Source organism: Streptomyces sp. NPDC055962, assembly GCF_042270185.1.
Lineage (GTDB): Bacteria > Actinomycetota > Actinomycetes > Streptomycetales > Streptomycetaceae > Streptomyces.
The window spans coordinates 158260-173982 of sequence record NZ_JBHJYN010000001.1; the positions used below are offsets into that span (position 1 = coordinate 158260).

Consider the following 15723-nt stretch of genomic DNA (forward strand, 5'->3'; position numbering starts at 1 on the left):
GGTGCGGTCATCGTGCGTCTTCGCACGTAGAGGCGGCGCGACCGTACCAAAACGTGGCTTCGCCGTAGCGGCGGGCCCGCTGCGGCTCGAATCCGCCGGGCCAGTTGAATTCCCCGCCCCTGGTGCTCCGTTCCACCGTGACGAGAGCTTCGCCCGTGAGCCACCCCTGAGCACGGAGTGTGAGCAGGATCTCCCGGAGATCGTCGTCGGTGACGGCGTAGGGCGGGTCGAGGAACACCACGTCGTACGGGTCGGAGGGTGCCGGCCCCGTCACGATCTGTTCCGCTCTGCCCGCACGGAACTCCGCGCCGGGCAGACCGAGGGTGCGGATGTTGTCGCGGACGGTGCGCGCGGCCTTGGCGTCGGCCTCCACGAGCAGCGCGTGGGCGGCTCCGCGCGAGAGGGCCTCCAGGCCCACGGCGCCGGAGCCCGCGTACAGGTCGGCGACACGGATGCCGTCGAGCGTGCCCAGGAGTGCCTGCCAGGTGGAGAACAGGCCCTCGCGCGCACGGTCGGAGGTGGGGCGGGTACCGGTGCCGGGGGGAACGGCGAGGCGGCGTCCGCCGGCCGAACCGGCGATCACGCGGGTCATGGGTGTCTGTTCCTCGGGTCGCGGGCGGCACACCGGACGGGACGTGCGCCGTGCTCCCCACGATATGGCGTCGTCGGGATTCCGCCCGGTCACCCCTTGTCGAGGTACTCCTCCCGGTCCTTGTCGAGCAGGGCGTCCAGCGCGGTGCGCAGCTCGGGCAGCCGCTCCAGGCCGGGGTCGTCGGCGACGACGCGTACGGCCTCCTCTCGGGCCGCCGCGATGACCTCCTCGTCGTCGATGACGCTGAGCACCCGCAGGGAGGAGCGGACGCCGGACTGGGCCTGGCCGAGGACGTCGCCCTCGCGCCGCTGTTCGAGGTCGATCCGGGAGAGTTCGAAGCCGTCGAGGGTGGCGGCGACCGCGGAGAGCCGGGCCCGGGCGGGACCCGCCTCGTGCGCCTCGCTCACCAGCAGGCAGAGACCAGGGGCGCTGCCGCGGCCGACACGGCCTCTGAGCTGGTGCAGCTGGGACACCCCGAAGCGGTCCGCGTCCATGATCACCATCGCGGTGGCGTTGGGGACGTTCACCCCGACCTCGATGACGGTGGTGGCGACCAGGACATCGGCCTGACCTGCGGCGAAGCGGCGCATGACGTCGTCCTTGTCGTCGGGCGCCATCCTGCCGTGGAGGACCTCGACGCGCAGACCGGCGAGCGGGCCCTTCGCGAGCTGCTCCGCGATGTCCAGCACCGCGAGCGGCGGCCGCTTCTCGGCGTCCTCCTCGGGGGCGGCCTTCTTCTTCCCGGCCTTCCCCTTCTTCTCCGCGGCCTCGTCGGCGTCGTCACCGATGCGGGGGCACACGACGTAGGCCTGGTGGCCGTTCTCCACCTCCTCGCGGACCCGCTCCCAGGCGCGGCTGAGGAAGTGGGGCTTGTCCTTGGCCGGGACCACATGGCTCGCGATCGGCGACCGGCCGGCCGGGAGCTGGTCGAGCACGGACGTCTCCAGGTCGCCGAAGACCGTCATCGCGACCGTCCGGGGGATGGGGGTGGCCGTCATGACGAGCAGGTGGGGCGGCTGCTTCCCCTTGGACCGCAGGGCGTCCCGCTGCTCCACCCCGAAGCGGTGCTGTTCGTCGACGACGACGAGACCGAGGTCGTGGAACTGCACCTTGTCCTCGATCAGCGCATGGGTGCCGATGACGATCCCCGCCTCGCCCGTGACCAGGTCGAGCAGGGCCTGCCGGCGGGCGGCCGTGCCCATGGAGCCGGTGAGCAGCACGACCTTCGTGCCCAGGTCGGAACCGCCGAGCATGCCGCCCTCGGCGAGTTCCCCCATCATCTCGGTGATCGACCGGTGGTGCTGCTGTGCCAGCACCTCGGTGGGGGCGAGCATCGCCGCCTGGCCGCCCGCGTCGACGGTGCGGAGCATGGCCCGCAGCGCGACGAGCGTCTTGCCGGACCCGACCTCGCCCTGGAGCAGCCGGTGCATGGGGTGTTCGGTCGCCAGGGCGTCGAAGATCTCTCCGGTGACCTTCTGCTGGCCCTCGGTGAGCGTGAAGGGGAGTGTGGCGTCGAAGGCGTCGAGCAGCCCGCCGGGGACGGGCCGTCGCGCCACCGCCGGGAGCTGGGTGTCCGCGTACCGGCGGCGCGCCAGGGCGACCTGGAGGACGAACGCCTCGTCCCAGCGCAGCCGGTCCCGCGCGGCGGCGATGTCCGCCTTGGTGTGCGGGCGGTGGATCCTGAGCAGCGCCTCGGGGAGCGGGACGAGGCCCCGGCCGTCGCGCAGCGCCGGGGGCAGCGGGTCCACCGCCTCCTGCGCACTCGGGAGGACCGTGTCGACGGCCTTGGCGATCCGCCAGGAGTCCAGCTGCTTGCAGGCCGGGTAGATCGGGAGCAGCTGCCCCGCGAAGGCGTCGACGGCCTCGGTCACCTCGGCCGCCTCGTCCTCGGACCGGGCGTCGAGGAGCTGGTAGGTGGGGTGCGCCAGCTGCATCCTGTGGTTGAACAGGGAGACCTTGCCCGCGAACATCGCCCGTCGGCCCGGGAGGAGTTCCTTGTGTGGCTTGTGGACCCCGTGGCCGAAGAAGACCAGCTGGAGTCTGCCGCTGCCGTCGGTGAGAGTGACTTCGAGCCGCTTGCCCCGGCCGTTGTTGAACATCATGACGCGCGCGTCGGCGACCTGGGCGACGACCGTCACGTGCTCGTCCAGCGGGAGCTCGGTGAGCGTGGTGAGGCGGCCCCGCTCCTCGTAGCGCCGCGGGTAGTGGTGCAGCAGATCACCGACCGTGTGCAGGTCGAGGTGTTCGGCCATCACCTTCGCGGTGGCTCCGCCGAGCAGCTTCTTGAGGGGTTCATCGAAAGCGGACACGCGGTCCATTGCACACCACGGCACTGACAGATGTCGCCGGGCGCCGCGCCCCGTGACCTGTCACTCGAGGCCGGTCAGCAGCCCCGTGACCTGTCACTCGACGCCGATCAGCAGGGGTGCCGCCTGGTGTCCGCCCCGGTAGACGACCGTGTCGACGGCGAGGTAGCCCTCGCGGACGTGCGCGCCCAGGTCGTCGGCCAGGGCGTCGGGCACGTCCTCGCCGAGGACCAGGGTGACGAGTTCGCCGCCGGCCGACAGCATCCGGTCCAGGACCGTGCGGGCCGTTCCGGGGACGTCCTCACCGATGACGGCGACGTCCCCGTCGATCAGGCCGAGGATGTCACCGGCCTGGCAGATGCCCGCCATGGTCCACGACTGCCGTTCGGCGACGGCGAGTTCGGCGTAGCGGGTGGCCCCGGCCGCCGAGGTCATCGCGACGACGTCCTCGTCGAAGCTCCGGCCGGGTTCGTGCACGGCGAGCGCGGCGATGCCCTGGACCGCGGCGCGGGTGGGGACCAGGGCGACGCGGATGCCCTCCGTCCTGGCCTGTTCGGCCGCCGCGGCGGCGGTGTGGCGCAGCTGTGCGTCATTGGGCAGCAGGACGACCTCGCGGGCGTGGGCCCGGCGGATGGCGTCGACCAGTTCGCCGCTGGCGGGCGGCTCCCCGGGCCGGGCGAGCACGGTGGTCGCCCCGGCCTCGGCGCAGAGGCCGGCGAGCCCGTCGCCGGGGACGACCACCACGACGGCGCGCTGGGCGGGCTCCCGGTGGGCAGCGCCCCGGTCGGCGGCGAAGTGGGTGATCCGGATCCGGTAGGGCCTGCCTGCCTCGACCCCGGCCTCGACGGCCGCCCCGGCGTCGTCGACGTGGACGTGGACGTTCCACAGGCCGTCGCCGCCGACCACGACCAGGGAGTCCCCCAGGGCGTCCAGCCGGCTCCGCAGCCGGGCCACCGCGTCGTCGGGCGCCTCCAGCAGGTAGATGACCTCGAAGGCGGGGCCGCCGTCCGGGCCCGCGTCGGCGCAGTCGCCCGTCAGGGGCGCGGTCTCGGGGGCGGGCCGGACGCCCCGCTCCTGCGCCCGGCCTCCGACCGCTTCCAGCAGTGCCCCGAGCACGGTCACCAGGCCCTGCCCGCCGGCGTCCACGACGCCCGCGCGCCCGAGGACGGCGAGCTGGCCGGGGGTGTCGGCCAGGGCGGCGCGCGCTCCGTCGTACGCGGCGTCGAGCACGTCCTTGAGGCCGGCGCCCTCCTTCGTGGCGGCGGCCGCCCCGGCCGCTGCCGAGGCGACGGTGAGCACCGTGCCCTCGACGGGGTGGGCGACGGCCTGCCGTGCCGCGGCGGCGGCCTCGGCGAGGGCGGTCCGCAGGTGATCCGCGTCACCCGACTCGGAGAGCACCCCGGCCATGCCCCGGAGCAGCTGGGCCAGGATGGTGCCGGAGTTCCCCCGGGCGCCGATCAGCGCGCCGTGGGCCATGGCCCGTACGGCGTCGGCGGGGGCGGGCACGGTGGATCCGGTCTCGTGGGCGGCGAAGACCGCTTCGACGGCTGCGGCCGCCGACTCCACGGTGAGGTACAGGTTCGTGCCGGTGTCCCCGTCGGCGACGGGGTAGACGTTGATGGCGTCGATGGCCGCCCGCTCGCGGCCCAGTGCCTCCAGGGCCAGTGAGCACCAGGTGCGCACCGCGACGGCGTCGAGATCGTCGGGTGACTGCGGCACCGTTGGTCCTCCTTGGGGCGGCCGTGGGGGGCTGGCTGCACCGCAGGGTAGTCCTCGTCCGCGGACCCGGCGGGCACAGGTGCGGGACGGAGGGCCCGAGGAGCCGTGGTAGTTTCGTATCTCCGACGCAGCCGTTGTATGCTGCTTCGGTTGCCCGACGAAAGTCGGGCCATTCCTCCGGTACCGCCACTTCAGTAAAATGATTCCGGCGCGCCGGAATTCACTGTAAGTGCATCTGAAGTCTTTGGAGTGACCCGTGGCTGCCAACTGCGACGTTTGCGGCAAGGGGCCGAGCTTCGGCAACAGCATTTCGCACTCGCACCGCCGTACGTCCCGTCGCTGGAATCCCAACATCCAGCGCGTGCGTGCCGTGGTCGGGCGGACGCCGAAGCGGCTCAACGTCTGCACCTCGTGCATCAAGGCCGGCAAGGTCGCGCGCTGACGTCTCGTCGTAGCGCAGCCTTCCGGTTGCCCAAAAAGCCGGTCCACCTCGGTGGACCGGCTTTTTGCTGTGCCCGGCGCCCGTCTGCGCCCGCCCGGTGGGCTGCCGGCCTGTCCCCTCGCCGGCGCTGACGGGCCCCCGTCCCGTACGCGACGACGGCGGCGGGGCGCCGCGCACCGGGACATCGGCGAGTGGGCGGGGCAGGGACCGTCAGCGGGCGGTGCGGGCCTGCCAGCCGTGATCGACGGGGCCGATCCCGCCGCCCAGCGCGAAGCCGGCCCGGATCGCGCCGGTGACGTACTCCTTCGCGCCCCGCACCGCGGTCGGCACGTCCTGGCCGCGGGCGAGCCCGCACGCGATGGCGGAGGCGAGGGTGCAGCCCGTGCCGTGAGTGTGGCGGTTGTCGTACCTCGGGGCGCGCAGCCAGTGCTCCTCGCTGCCGTCCGTCAGCAGGTCCACGGCCTCACCGGGCAGATGGCCGCCCTTGATGACCACCCAGCGCGGACCGTGGGCGAGGATCTCGGCGGCGGCCCGCCGCATCCCCGCCTCGTCGGTGACGGTGACGCCGGTGAGCTGAGCCACCTCGTCGAGGTTGGGGGTGGCCACCGTGGCGACGGGCAGCAGCTTCGTGCGTACGGAGTCGAGGGCTTCGGCGGCGAGCAGCGCGTCCCCGTGCTTGGAGACGCCGACGGGGTCGACGACGACGGGTGCGCCGGTTCCCGCCAGGAGTTCCGCGACGGTGTCGACAAGCGCGGCCGAGGAGAGCATGCCGGTCTTCACGGCCTGGACGCCGATGTCGTCGACGACGCTGCGGTACTGCGCGCGTACGGCGTCCGCCGGGAGTTCCCAGGCGCCCTGTACACCCAGCGAGTTCTGGGCGGTGACCGCGGTCAGCACGCTCATGCCGTGGGTGCCGAGGGCCAGCATCGTCTTCAGGTCGGCCTGGATGCCCGCACCGCCGCCGGAGTCCGATCCGGCGACAGTGAGGACACGGGGTGGTATGGGGGCGGGTGCGGTCATGCCCCGGAATCTACTAGGGCGTGCGGGGGAAGTGGCACCGTCCGCCCCGGGAGCGGGCCCCGCGGCGTCCGGTGCCTGCGATCGCACGGCGCGGAAATGGTCTCGGTGGGGCCCCTCCCCTGCCCTTCAGGCAATGGGGGGGAGGAGCTACCAGGGCATTTCCGCAACGCTGCGAGCGTGCATGCCAGGCGTCGCCGGGCAGGCGGGACTTCCCCGGAATGCCCTAGGCGTCCTCGATGGATCCGAAATGGTCCCAGCCGCCCTTGCTCGTCCAGGGCGCCCCGTCGACGGTGACCTGGGGCAGCGCCGACGGGTTGAGGACCTCCCCGATGACCTTCCAGCGCGCGGGCAGCTTCACGTCGGCCGGGAACGTCGCCACGATCGCGTGGTCCTCTCCCCCGGTGAGCACCCACTGGAGCGGGTCGACGCCGACGGCCTGCCCGATGTCGGACATCTGGGACGGGATGTCGATGAGCCCGGACCGCAGGTCGATGCGGACCTTGCTGGCATCGGCGATGTGTCCGAGGTCGGCGACGAGTCCGTCGCTGACGTCGGTCATGGCCGTGGCGCCCAGTCCGGCCGCCGCGGGGCCGGCGTGGTAGGGGGGTTCGGGGCGCCGGTGGGCCTCCACGAAGGCGCGCGGCGAGCGGAACCCCCGGGAGAGCACGGCGAATCCGGCGGCGGACCAGCCGAGCCATCCGGTGACGGCCACGACGTCGCCGGGCCGTGCTCCGGACCGGGTGACGGGCTCGTGGTTGCGCAGGTCGCCGAGGGCGGTGATGGAGATGGTGATGGTGTCGCCACCGACGACGTCACCGCCGACCACGGCCGCGCCGGCGACCTGGCATTCGTCGCGCAGCCCGTCCATCAGTTCGGCGGCCCAGGTGACCGGCAGGTCGGCCGGTACGACGAGGCCGAGCAGCAGCGCGGTGGGCACGGCGCCCATGGCTGCGATGTCGGCGAGGTTCTGCGCGGCCGCCTTGCGGCCGACGTCGTACGCGGTCGACCAGTCGCGGCGGAAGTGCCGCCCTTCCAGCAGGATGTCCGTACTGGCCACGACCCTGCGGTCGGGAGCGGCCACGACCGCGGCGTCGTCGCCGGGTCCCAGCCGTACCGCCGGAGTGGTGGTGAGCCGGGAAGTGAGCTCTCTGATGAGCCCGAACTCCCCCAACTCGCCCACGGTTCCCTTCACCGAGTCTCACCTCTCATCTATCGCACCGGACACCTGTCCGGGCTGTTGCAGCGGCCGGAGGTCCGGACCGTGGACGGACGGCCCGCGGGAGCCGGCGGCCCCGGGACGTGCGGGCGTCACCGTCCCCCTTCCGCACCGGTGGGCTTGCGGTCGCGAGCCCCCACTGCTGTCGGTACCGTCAAGAGATACGTCAACTTCTGTGGTGTGTACGCCACGCCCTGGGCGTCAAGCGACCCGTAGGTCTCCCCGCGGCCCGCGGCAACGCGATAACGTGGCGTCCCTTTCCCCCACATGATCCTCGTGGCCGCCCTGGAGGTTCCGTGGTACAGGCGTACATCCTTATCCAGACCGAGGTGGGCAAGGCGTCGATCGTCGCCGAGACCATCGCCAAGCTCCCGGGAGTGATCCAGGCAGAGGACGTCACAGGCCCCTACGACGTGATCGTGCGCGCGCAGGCCGACACGGTCGACGCGCTCGGCCGGATGGTGGTCGCCAAGGTCCAGCAGGTGGACGGCATCACGCGTACGCTGACCTGCCCGGTCGTCCACCTCTGACCCCTGTCTACGCTGGTCCGGTGACTCACACCCGCCGCCGGTCCTCCCGCTCACGTGTTCTCGCCCCGTCCGCCGCCCTCCTGGTGCTGGCCGCGGCGGGGTGTTCCGGCGGCGGTGCCCGGCCCTCGGTGGCGGTTCCCACGCCGTCGTCGGAGGCCGCCGCCGGGTACTGCGAGAAGCTGCACGAGGAGCTGCCGGAGACCGTCGCCGGTCTGGAACGGAACGACCCCTCGCCGGATTCGGACCTGACCGCCGGCTGGGGGGACGGGGCGATCGTACTGCGCTGCGGGGTTCCCCGGCCCGCGAGGATGGACGATTCCCAGTCCAAGGGCGTCGACGCGGACGGCGTCAACTGGCTGCTGGAGCAGCCCGATGACGCCGGGGCCGGTCCGCGCTTCACCACCACGTACCGCAAGGCGTACGTCGAGGTGACGCTCGGGCCGGAGTACGCCCATGACATCACCCCGCTGTCCGCTTTCGCCGTGCCGGTGAGGAAGACGGTCCCCGACAGCCTCTGAGGGCTGCCCCGCGCGGGGCAGCCCTCGGAGCCGGGTGCGGTCAGCGCAGGCCGGTGGAGCGGTTCAGCGCGGCCGTGATCAGGCGGTCCACCAGCTCCGGGTACTCGACACCGCTCGCCTGCCACATGCGGGGGTACATGGAGATCGGGGTGAAGCCCGGCATGGTGTTGATCTCGTTGATGACGAACGTGCCGTCCTCGGTGAGGAAGAAGTCGGCTCGCACCAGGCCCTCGCAGGAGGCCGCCTCGAACGCCTCGACGGCGAGCCGCTGCACCTCGGCGGTCTGCTCCTCGGTCAGCGGCGCGGGGACCATGCCCGCCGCCGAGTCGATGTACTTGGCCTCGAAGTCGTAGAAGTCGTGCGCGGTGACGGGCGGGATCTCGGCGGGCACGCTCGCGCGCGGTCCGTCCTCGAACTCCAGCACGCCGCATTCGATCTCCCGGCCGCGCAGCAGGGACTCCACGAGGAACTTGGGGTCGTGCCGGCGGGCCTCCTCGATCGCCTCGTCGAGCCCGGCGGCGTCGTCGACCTTGGTGATGCCCATCGAGGACCCGCCGCGGGCGGGCTTCACGAAGAGCGGCCAGCCGTTCTCGGCCGCGAACTCCATGATGCGCTTGCGGGCGGCGGGGCGGTCGGACTCCCACTCCCGGGGGCGGACGACCTCGTAGGGGCCGACCGGCAGCCCGAAGGAGATGAACACCCGCTTCATGTACTCCTTGTCCTGGCCGACGGCCGAGGACAGGACGCCCGCGCCGACGTAGGGAACCCCGGAGAGCTCCAGGAGCCCCTGGAGGGTGCCGTCCTCGCCGTAGGGGCCGTGGAGCATGGGGAAGACGACGTCGACCTCTCCCAGGACCGTGGGCACCGCACCGGGTTCGGCCACGACGACGTCCCGGTTGCCGGGGTCGACGGAGAGCGTCACGGCGCCCTGCGCGGACTCCGCAAGCTGGTCCACGTCGGGCACCTGCCGGTCCGTGATGGCCATGCGGGCGGGGTCGTCGGACGTGAGGGCCCAACGTCCGTCCCTGGTGATGCCGATCGGCAGGACGTCGTACTTCGTCCGGTCGATGGCGCTCATGATGGCACCGGCCGTGACGACCGAGATGCCGTGTTCGGAGCTACGGCCGCCGAACACGACGGCCACGCGCGGCTTGCGGCCCTGCGCGGAGCTCCGCTCGGAGCTCAGGGGGCTCTCAGGGCTCTGGGGGAGGTTCTGGCTGCTCATATCGCGATGAGCGTACCTGCTGGTAGGGCTCGAGTCAGCGTCGCTCGGGCTTGGCGCTGCGCGACATCAGCTCCTTGAGGGCGACGACCGGCGGCTTGCCCTCGTGGACGATGCCGACGACCGTCTCGGTGATCGGCATGTCGACGCCGTGCCTGCGCGCCAGATCGAGCACGGACTCGCAGGACTTGACGCCCTCGGCGGTCTGGCTCGTGACGGCGACGGTCTCCTGGAGCGTCATCCCGCGCCCGAGGTTGGTGCCGAAGGTGTGGTTGCGCGAGAGCGGCGAGGAGCACGTGGCCACCAGGTCGCCCAGTCCGGCCAGGCCGGAGAAGGTGAGCGGGTCGGCACCCATGGCCAGTCCCAGGCGGGTGGTCTCGGCGAGGCCCCGGGTGATGAGGGAGCCCTTGGCGTTGTCGCCGAGGCCCATGCCGTCGGCGATGCCCACGGCGAGGCCGATGACGTTCTTCACGGCGCCGCCGAGCTCGCAGCCGACCACGTCGGCGTTCGTGTACGGCCGGAAGTACGGGGTGTGGCAGGCGGCCTGGAGGCGCCGGGCGACGTCCTCGTCGGCGCAGGCGACGACGGCCGCGGCGGGGCGGCGTTCCGCGATCTCCTTGGCCAGGTTGGGGCCGGTGATGACGGCGATGCGGTCCGGGGTGACCTCGGTGACGTCCCCGATGACCTCGCTCATCCGCTTGGCGGTGCCGAGTTCGACGCCCTTCATCAGGGAGACGAGCACGGTGCCGGGCTCCAGGTGCGGCGCCCAGTCCGCGAGGTTGGCGCGCAGCGTCTGCGACGGCACGACCAGTACGGCGAAGTCGGCGCCGCGCAGCGCCTCGGCGGGATCGGTCGTGGCCCGCACCGAGGCGGGCAGCTCGACACCCGGCAGGTAGCCCGGGTTGGTGCGGGTCCTGTTGACGGTCTCGACGACCTCGGCGTTGCGGCCCCAGAGGGTGACCTCGCAGCCGGCGTCGGCGAGGACCATGGCGAAGGCCGTACCCCATGAGCCGGTTCCGAAGACGGCCGCCTTGGCGGGGTGCGTCACGTCGTTCCCTTTCCCTCTGCCTTGCGCCGCTGTTCAGCACGGGCCCTGCGGTGATCGTAGGGCTCCGCGGGCGCCTTCTCGCCGCGCACCTCCTCGAGCTGGGCGGTGACGGCGGCCATGATGGTCTCGGTGGCCTGGCGCAGGACGTCGGGCGTCGGCTCGAGGCCGTAGTAGCGGGAGAGGTCGACCGGCGGCCCGGCCTGCACCCGCAGGGTCTTGCGGGGGAACAGCCGGAGCTTGTTCTCCTTGGCGTAGGGCGGCATCGCGAGGTTGGCGCCCCACTGGGCGACGGGGATGACCGGGGCCTTGGTCATCAGCGCGACCCGCGCGGCGCCGGTCTTGCCGGCCATGGGCCACATGTCGGGGTCGCGGGTGAGCGTGCCCTCCGGGTAGAAGGCGACGCATTCACCCCGCTCGATGGCGTCGACGGCGGCGCGGAAGGCGTCGAGCGCGTTGGTCGTCTCCCGGTAGACGGGGATCTGGCCGGTGCCGCGAAGGATCATTCCGACGAAGGGCGTCCTGAACAGTCCCGCCTTCGCGAGCAGCCGGGGCACACGTCCGGTGTTGTACTGGAAGTGCCCGTACGACAGCGGGTCCAGGTACGAGTTGTGATTGACCGCGGTGATGAATCCGCCATCGGCCGGAATGTGTTCCATTCCCCGCCAGTCCCGCTTGAACAGAACCACCAGGGGCGGTTTCGCGATGACCGCCGCCAGGCGGTACCAGAAGCCGATTCTGCGGCGGGACACTCGGACGCCTTCCTCTAGAACTGTGCTGCGGCGGGGCCGGAGGCCGTGCTGCCTTCGCCCCGGGGCCCCTGCTGTGGAGAACACCGTACGCCTCACCCGTGGGGGCGGACCTCCGGGTTGTCGTACCGGCAGGCGAGAATAAGGGCTGATGCGTACGGAGGGGGAGATCGCCACGAACACCGACCCGACCGGCCCCTGGTCCCTGGTCGTCCCGCTGAAGCCGCTCGCACGGGCCAAGAGCAGGCTGGCCCGGGCGGTGGGCGGGGACCTGCGTCCTCGCCTGGCCCTTGCGTTCGCACAGGACACCGTGTCGGCGGCGCTGGCCTGCCGGGCGGTGGGGGATGTGGTGGTCGTCACGGACGATCCGGTGGCCGGGGCGGCGCTGGCCGCGCTCGGCGCGCACACGGTGGCCGACACCCCGGCGGCCGGGCTCAACGCGGCGCTGGCCCACGGCGCGCGCTCGGCTCTCGCCCGGCGCGGGGGTGCGGCGGTGGCCGTGCTGAACGCGGACCTTCCCGCACTGCGCCCGGAGGAATTGGCGCGGGTGCTCGCATTCTCTTCGGCATTTCCCCGCACTTTTGTCGCCGACGCCCAGGGAATCGGCACCACATTTCTTTCCGCGACGTCCGGGGTGGAATTGCGTCCGGGCTTCGGCGGGGCGTCCCGGGCACGGCATCTGGCCTCGGGTGCCGTGGAGATCGGGCTGCCGGATCTCGATTCGGTCCGCAGGGACGTGGACACGGGGGACGACCTCGCCGCGGCGCTGGCACTCGGGGTGGGGCGGTTCACCGCCGGGCTGACGGCCCCGGTGGCACCCGCCGCGGACCGATAGGCTGCCGCTCATGCAGGCGACCTCGTTCACGTACGACTCCGAGACCCGCACCGGCAGCGTGCTGCTCGACGACGGCACCCCGGTGGACTTCGACGCACCGGCGTTCGACGCGGGGGGCCTGCGGCTGCTGCGCCCGGGACAGCGGGTGCGGATCGAGACCGAGGGCGAGGGCGCCTCGCTGCGGATCACCCTGGTGACCCTGCAGACCCTCTGAGGGCCCCGGTGAGGCCGCCGGCGCCCCGGACGGGCCCCTGAACAGCCCGCGGGCCGGGCTCCCCGAGGGGAGCCCGGCCCGGCGCGTATGAGGAACGAGCGGTGCCCGGTCTCACTTCTTGCGTGCGGTGACCTTCTTGGCTGTGGTCTTGCGTGCCGTGGTCTTCTTCGCGGGCGCCTTCTTCGCCGTGGTCTTCTTGGCGGGCGCGGTCTTGGCCGCCACGGTCTTCTTCGTGGCCGTGGCCTTCTTCGCCGGGGCCGCCTTCTTCGCGGCCGCCGTGGTCTTCTTGGCCGCCGCCGTGGTCTTCTTCGCGGTGGTCTTCTTCGCCGCGGTCGTCTTCTTGGCGGCCGCCGTGGCCTTCTTCGCCGCGGTGGTCTTCTTGGCGGTGGCCTTCTTCGCGGCGGCCTTCGCCGTCGTACGGGTGGAAGAACCGCCCGAGAGGCTGCCCTTGGGGGCCTTCTTGACGGCCACGTCGTTCTTGGGGAGCTTCTTGGAGCCGCTCACCAGGTCCTTGAACCCCTGGCCCGCGCGGAAACGGGGCACGGAGGTCTTCTTGACCCGCACGCGCTCGCCCGTCTGGGGGTTGCGGGCGTACCGGGCGGGCCGGTCGACCTTCTCGAACGAACCGAAGCCGGTGACCGAGACACGGTCCCCCGCGACGACCGCACGGACGATCGCGTCGAGTACCACGTCGACAGCGTCTGCGGCCTGCTGACGGCCGCCGACCTTGTCGGCAATCGCTTCTACGAGCTGCGCCTTGTTCACGTCTTCCCCTTCGGAGACATTGCCGGAACGAAACTGTTCAGGCCTTTTCGCACGTTAGGCAGATATATACCGCAAATCAAACACGAAACGGGCTAATCACCCTAGTGCCGCAACGAAGTCGACCGCTGCACTGTCCGCAGAGTCAGTCACCTTCGGGGAATCGGCCCTCATCGAGGTCCTTCATCAACCGGTCCAGACGCTTTGCCGCGCCTGGGAGATCGTGCTTAGCCGCGGCCGTGACGACCAGCAGCTTCCGGGACAGCGCCATCCGTACGCCCTCCGGGACTTGCAGTGCGCGCACCTTTGCGTGCGCTTCTTTCAATCGGTCGGCGACGTGGCCATAGAGCTCGAGTTGGCTGTCGCGTTCCATGCACCGATTGTGCCATCTGGGGCGAGTTGTCGCCCGAGGGGGTCTCAACAAGCGACTGCGCCCCCTGCCGGTCGGCAGAGGGCGCAGTTCGGGAAAAGCGCTGCTCAGGCGTCAATCGTACGCGGCTTGTGGGACGGCCTGGCCGCCTCATAAGTCGCAATGTCCGCTTCGTTCTGAAGAGTGAGGCTGATGTCGTCCAGCCCGTTCAGCAGTCGCCAGCGGGCGTTCTCGTCGAGCTCGAAGTCGGCCGTGATCCCGTCCGCGAGGACCTGGCGCTTCTCCAGGTCGACCGTCACCTCGGCCGTCGGGTCGGCCTCGGTGAGCTCCCAGAGCCGGTCGACGACCTTCTGCTCCAGCACGACGGTCAACAGACCGTTCTTCAGGGAGTTGCCGCGGAAGATGTCGGCGAACCGGGAGGAGATGACGGCCTTGAAGCCGAAGTTCTGAAGGGCCCAGACCGCGTGCTCACGCGAGGAGCCGGTGCCGAAGTCGGGGCCGGCCACCAGGACCGTCGCACCCTGGCGCTCCGGGCGGTTGAGGACGAAGTTCTCGTCCTTGCGCCAGGCCTCGAAGAGGCCGTCCTCGAAGCCGTCGCGGGTGACCTTCTTCAGCCAGTGCGCGGGGATGATCTGGTCGGTGTCGACGTTGCTGCGGCGCAGCGGGACGGCCCGGCCGGTGTGTGCGGTGAATGCTTCCATGGCTCTCAGACTCCGGCGGGCGTGCGGTCGTCGGACAGATCGGCGGGCGAGGCCAGATGGCCCAGCACGGCGGTGGCGGCGGCGACCTGCGGGGAGACCAGGTGGGTACGGCCGCCCTTGCCCTGCCTGCCCTCGAAGTTCCGGTTCGAGGTGGAGGCGGAGCGCTCGCCGGGGGCCAGCTGGTCGGGGTTCATGCCGAGGCACATCGAACAGCCCGCGTGCCGCCATTCGGCGCCTGCCGCGGTGAAGACCTTGTCCAGGCCCTCCTCGACGGCCTGCAGGGCGACCCGGACGGAGCCGGGGACGACCAGCATCCGTACGCCGTCGGCGACTTTGCGGCCGTCCAGGATCGAGGCCGCGTTGCGCAGGTCCTCGATGCGCCCGTTGGTGCAGGAGCCTACGAACACCGTGTCGACGCTGATCTCGCGCAGCGGCTGGCCGGCGGTCAACCCCATGTACTCCAGGGCCTTTTCGGCGGCGTGGCGCTCCGAGGCGTCCTCGTACGAAGCGGGGTCGGGGACGTTCGCCGACAGGGGAGCACCCTGGCCGGGGTTGGTGCCCCAGGTGACGAACGGGGCCAGTGAGGCTCCGTCGATGACCACCTCGGCGTCGAAGACTGCGTCGTCGTCGGTGCGCAGCGTCTTCCAGTACTCCACCGCGGCGTCCCACTCCTCGCCCTGGGGGGCGTGGTCGCGGCCCCTCAGGTAGGCGAAGGTGGTCTCGTCCGGGGCGATCATGCCCGCGCGGGCGCCGGCCTCGATCGACATGTTGCAGATGGTCATCCGGGCTTCCATCGAGAGCTTCTCGATGGCGGAGCCGCGGTATTCGAGGATGTAGCCCTGGCCCCCGCCGGTGCCGATCCGGGCGATGATGGCCAGGATGAGATCCTTGGCGGTGACGCTGTCGGGGAGTTCGCCCTCGACGGTGATCGCCATCGTCCTGGGGCGGGCCAGCGGCAGGGTCTGGGTGGCCAGGACGTGCTCGACCTGGCTGGTGCCGATGCCGAAGGCCAGCGCTCCGAACGCGCCGTGGGTGGAGGTGTGGGAGTCGCCGCAGACGACGGTGGTGCCGGGCTGGGTCAGGCCGAGCTGCGGGCCGACCACGTGGACGACACCCTGCTCGACGTCACCCAGCGGGTGCAGCCGGACGCCGAACTCCGCGCAGTTCTTGCGCAGCGTCTCCAGCTGGGCGCGGGAGACCGGGTCGGCGATCGGCTTGTCGATGTCGAGGGTCGGGGTGTTGTGGTCCTCGGTGGCGATGGTGAGGTCGAGACGCCGCACCGGGCGCCCGGCCTGGCGCAGGCCGTCGAACGCCTGCGGGCTGGTCACCTCGTGCAGCAGGTGCAGATCGATGAAGAGGAGGTCGGGCTCGCCATCGGCGCGCCGGACGACATGGTCGTCCCAGACCTTCTCCGCGAGTGTCCTACCCATCGCTTTCCCTCCGGCCGGCGTCATCGCCGGCCCAACTAGAGATTCGGGCGCC

The 15723-nt window shown here is 71.6% G+C and carries 17 protein-coding genes; 5 read left to right on the top strand and 12 right to left on the bottom strand.

Going from position 1 to position 15723, the window contains the following annotated elements; genetic code table 11:
* Positions 1-7: 7 nt before the first annotated feature.
* The 3 genes from rsmD to ACFC51_RS00705 form a co-directional block, all read right to left on the bottom strand.
* Positions 8-592 carry a 16S rRNA (guanine(966)-N(2))-methyltransferase RsmD gene (rsmD, locus tag ACFC51_RS00695; protein ID WP_376372806.1) on the bottom strand — a complete coding sequence of 195 codons (585 nt, stop codon included), beginning with the start codon at positions 590-592 and terminating at the stop codon, positions 8-10.
* Positions 593-681: 89 nt separating this feature from the next.
* On the bottom strand, positions 682-2910 hold the full coding sequence (recG, locus tag ACFC51_RS00700) for an ATP-dependent DNA helicase RecG (RefSeq protein ID WP_376526294.1): 2229 nt from the start codon (positions 2908-2910) through the stop codon (positions 682-684).
* 84 nt (positions 2911-2994) lie between these two features.
* The gene (locus tag ACFC51_RS00705) at positions 2995-4617 is read right to left on the bottom strand and encodes a DAK2 domain-containing protein (protein WP_376372811.1); all 1623 of its coding nucleotides are present in this window, start codon (positions 4615-4617) and stop codon (positions 2995-2997) included.
* 256 nt (positions 4618-4873) lie between these two features.
* Here ACFC51_RS00705 and rpmB point away from each other — a divergent pair, with 256 nt between their 5' ends.
* Positions 4874-5059, top strand: coding sequence for a 50S ribosomal protein L28 (gene rpmB / locus ACFC51_RS00710; RefSeq protein ID WP_003965989.1), 186 nt, complete (start codon positions 4874-4876; stop codon positions 5057-5059).
* Positions 5060-5269: 210 nt separating this feature from the next.
* Here rpmB and thiD read toward each other — a convergent pair whose 3' ends face one another.
* Positions 5270-6079: a bifunctional hydroxymethylpyrimidine kinase/phosphomethylpyrimidine kinase gene (gene thiD, locus ACFC51_RS00715; protein ID WP_376372813.1), complete on the bottom strand. Its 810-nt coding sequence runs from the start codon at positions 6077-6079 to the stop codon at positions 5270-5272.
* 223 nt (positions 6080-6302) lie between these two features.
* Positions 6303-7271 (bottom strand): thiamine-phosphate kinase, encoded by a 969-nt coding sequence (locus ACFC51_RS00720; RefSeq protein WP_376372815.1) that lies wholly within the window; start codon positions 7269-7271, stop codon positions 6303-6305.
* 320 nt (positions 7272-7591) lie between these two features.
* On the opposite strand from ACFC51_RS00720, the gene ACFC51_RS00725 reads away from it, so the two are divergent.
* Positions 7592-7825, top strand: coding sequence for an Lrp/AsnC family transcriptional regulator (locus ACFC51_RS00725; protein WP_056791028.1), 234 nt, complete (start codon positions 7592-7594; stop codon positions 7823-7825).
* Positions 7826-7845: 20 nt separating this feature from the next.
* A complete protein-coding gene (locus ACFC51_RS00730) occupies positions 7846-8343 on the top strand; it encodes a DUF3515 domain-containing protein (RefSeq protein ID WP_376372817.1) in 498 nt (165 codons plus the stop codon).
* A 40-nt stretch (positions 8344-8383) separates the two neighbouring features.
* On the opposite strand, the gene ACFC51_RS00735 is transcribed toward ACFC51_RS00730, so the two are convergent.
* From ACFC51_RS00735 to ACFC51_RS00745, 3 genes are read right to left on the bottom strand one after another with little or no spacing between them, the layout of a single operon-like run.
* Positions 8384-9568: a D-alanine--D-alanine ligase family protein gene (locus ACFC51_RS00735; protein WP_376372819.1), complete on the bottom strand. Its 1185-nt coding sequence runs from the start codon at positions 9566-9568 to the stop codon at positions 8384-8386.
* A gap of 34 nt (positions 9569-9602) precedes the next feature.
* Complete coding sequence (locus tag ACFC51_RS00740) at positions 9603-10613, bottom strand: NAD(P)H-dependent glycerol-3-phosphate dehydrogenase (RefSeq protein WP_376526296.1); 1011 nt, start codon at positions 10611-10613, stop codon at positions 9603-9605.
* Positions 10610-11362 carry a lysophospholipid acyltransferase family protein gene (locus tag ACFC51_RS00745; RefSeq protein WP_376372824.1) on the bottom strand — a complete coding sequence of 251 codons (753 nt, stop codon included), beginning with the start codon at positions 11360-11362 and terminating at the stop codon, positions 10610-10612. The genes ACFC51_RS00740 and ACFC51_RS00745 overlap by 4 nt, the downstream gene beginning before the upstream one ends.
* A 148-nt stretch (positions 11363-11510) precedes the next feature.
* Between ACFC51_RS00745 and cofC the strand changes: the two genes are divergently transcribed.
* A complete protein-coding gene (gene cofC / locus ACFC51_RS00750) occupies positions 11511-12194 on the top strand; it encodes a 2-phospho-L-lactate guanylyltransferase (protein WP_376372826.1) in 684 nt (227 codons plus the stop codon).
* Positions 12195-12204: 10 nt separating this feature from the next.
* Positions 12205-12408, top strand: coding sequence for a hypothetical protein (locus ACFC51_RS00755; protein WP_147959669.1), 204 nt, complete (start codon positions 12205-12207; stop codon positions 12406-12408).
* Positions 12409-12519: 111 nt separating this feature from the next.
* Here ACFC51_RS00755 and ACFC51_RS00760 read toward each other — a convergent pair whose 3' ends face one another.
* The 4 genes from ACFC51_RS00760 to leuC all read right to left on the bottom strand — a co-directional run bounded on the left by ACFC51_RS00760 (position 12520) and on the right by leuC (position 15671).
* Entirely contained in the window at positions 12520-13173 is a 654-nt protein-coding gene (locus tag ACFC51_RS00760) for an HU family DNA-binding protein (protein WP_376372829.1), read from the bottom strand.
* A gap of 142 nt (positions 13174-13315) precedes the next feature.
* A complete protein-coding gene (locus tag ACFC51_RS00765) occupies positions 13316-13543 on the bottom strand; it encodes a hypothetical protein (RefSeq protein ID WP_376372831.1) in 228 nt (75 codons plus the stop codon).
* Positions 13544-13647: 104 nt separating this feature from the next.
* Positions 13648-14241, bottom strand: a complete 594-nt coding sequence (gene leuD / locus ACFC51_RS00770; RefSeq protein ID WP_329233267.1) for a 3-isopropylmalate dehydratase small subunit — start codon at positions 14239-14241, stop codon at positions 13648-13650.
* A gap of 5 nt (positions 14242-14246) precedes the next feature.
* Positions 14247-15671 (bottom strand): 3-isopropylmalate dehydratase large subunit, encoded by a 1425-nt coding sequence (leuC, locus tag ACFC51_RS00775; RefSeq protein WP_376372834.1) that lies wholly within the window; start codon positions 15669-15671, stop codon positions 14247-14249.
* Between the last annotated feature and the right edge of the window lie 52 nt (positions 15672-15723).

Bases quoted from the DNA above. Each gene is read 5' to 3' on its own strand.
- leuC (WP_376372834.1), bottom strand. From the start codon at position 15,671: ATGGGTAGGACACTCGCGGAGAAGGTCTGGGACGACCATGTCGTCCGG.
- cofC (WP_376372826.1), top strand. From the start codon at position 11,511: ATGCGTACGGAGGGGGAGATCGCCACGAACACCGACCCGACCGGCCCC.
- ACFC51_RS00765 (WP_376372831.1), bottom strand. From the start codon at position 13,543: ATGGAACGCGACAGCCAACTCGAGCTCTATGGCCACGTCGCCGACCGA.
- ACFC51_RS00755 (WP_147959669.1), top strand. From the start codon at position 12,205: ATGCAGGCGACCTCGTTCACGTACGACTCCGAGACCCGCACCGGCAGC.
- ACFC51_RS00735 (WP_376372819.1), bottom strand. From the start codon at position 9,568: ATGAGCAGCCAGAACCTCCCCCAGAGCCCTGAGAGCCCCCTGAGCTCC.
- leuD (WP_329233267.1), bottom strand. From the start codon at position 14,241: ATGGAAGCATTCACCGCACACACCGGCCGGGCCGTCCCGCTGCGCCGC.
- thiD (WP_376372813.1), bottom strand. From the start codon at position 6,079: ATGACCGCACCCGCCCCCATACCACCCCGTGTCCTCACTGTCGCCGGA.
- rsmD (WP_376372806.1), bottom strand. From the start codon at position 592: ATGACCCGCGTGATCGCCGGTTCGGCCGGCGGACGCCGCCTCGCCGTT.
- recG (WP_376526294.1), bottom strand. From the start codon at position 2,910: ATGGACCGCGTGTCCGCTTTCGATGAACCCCTCAAGAAGCTGCTCGGC.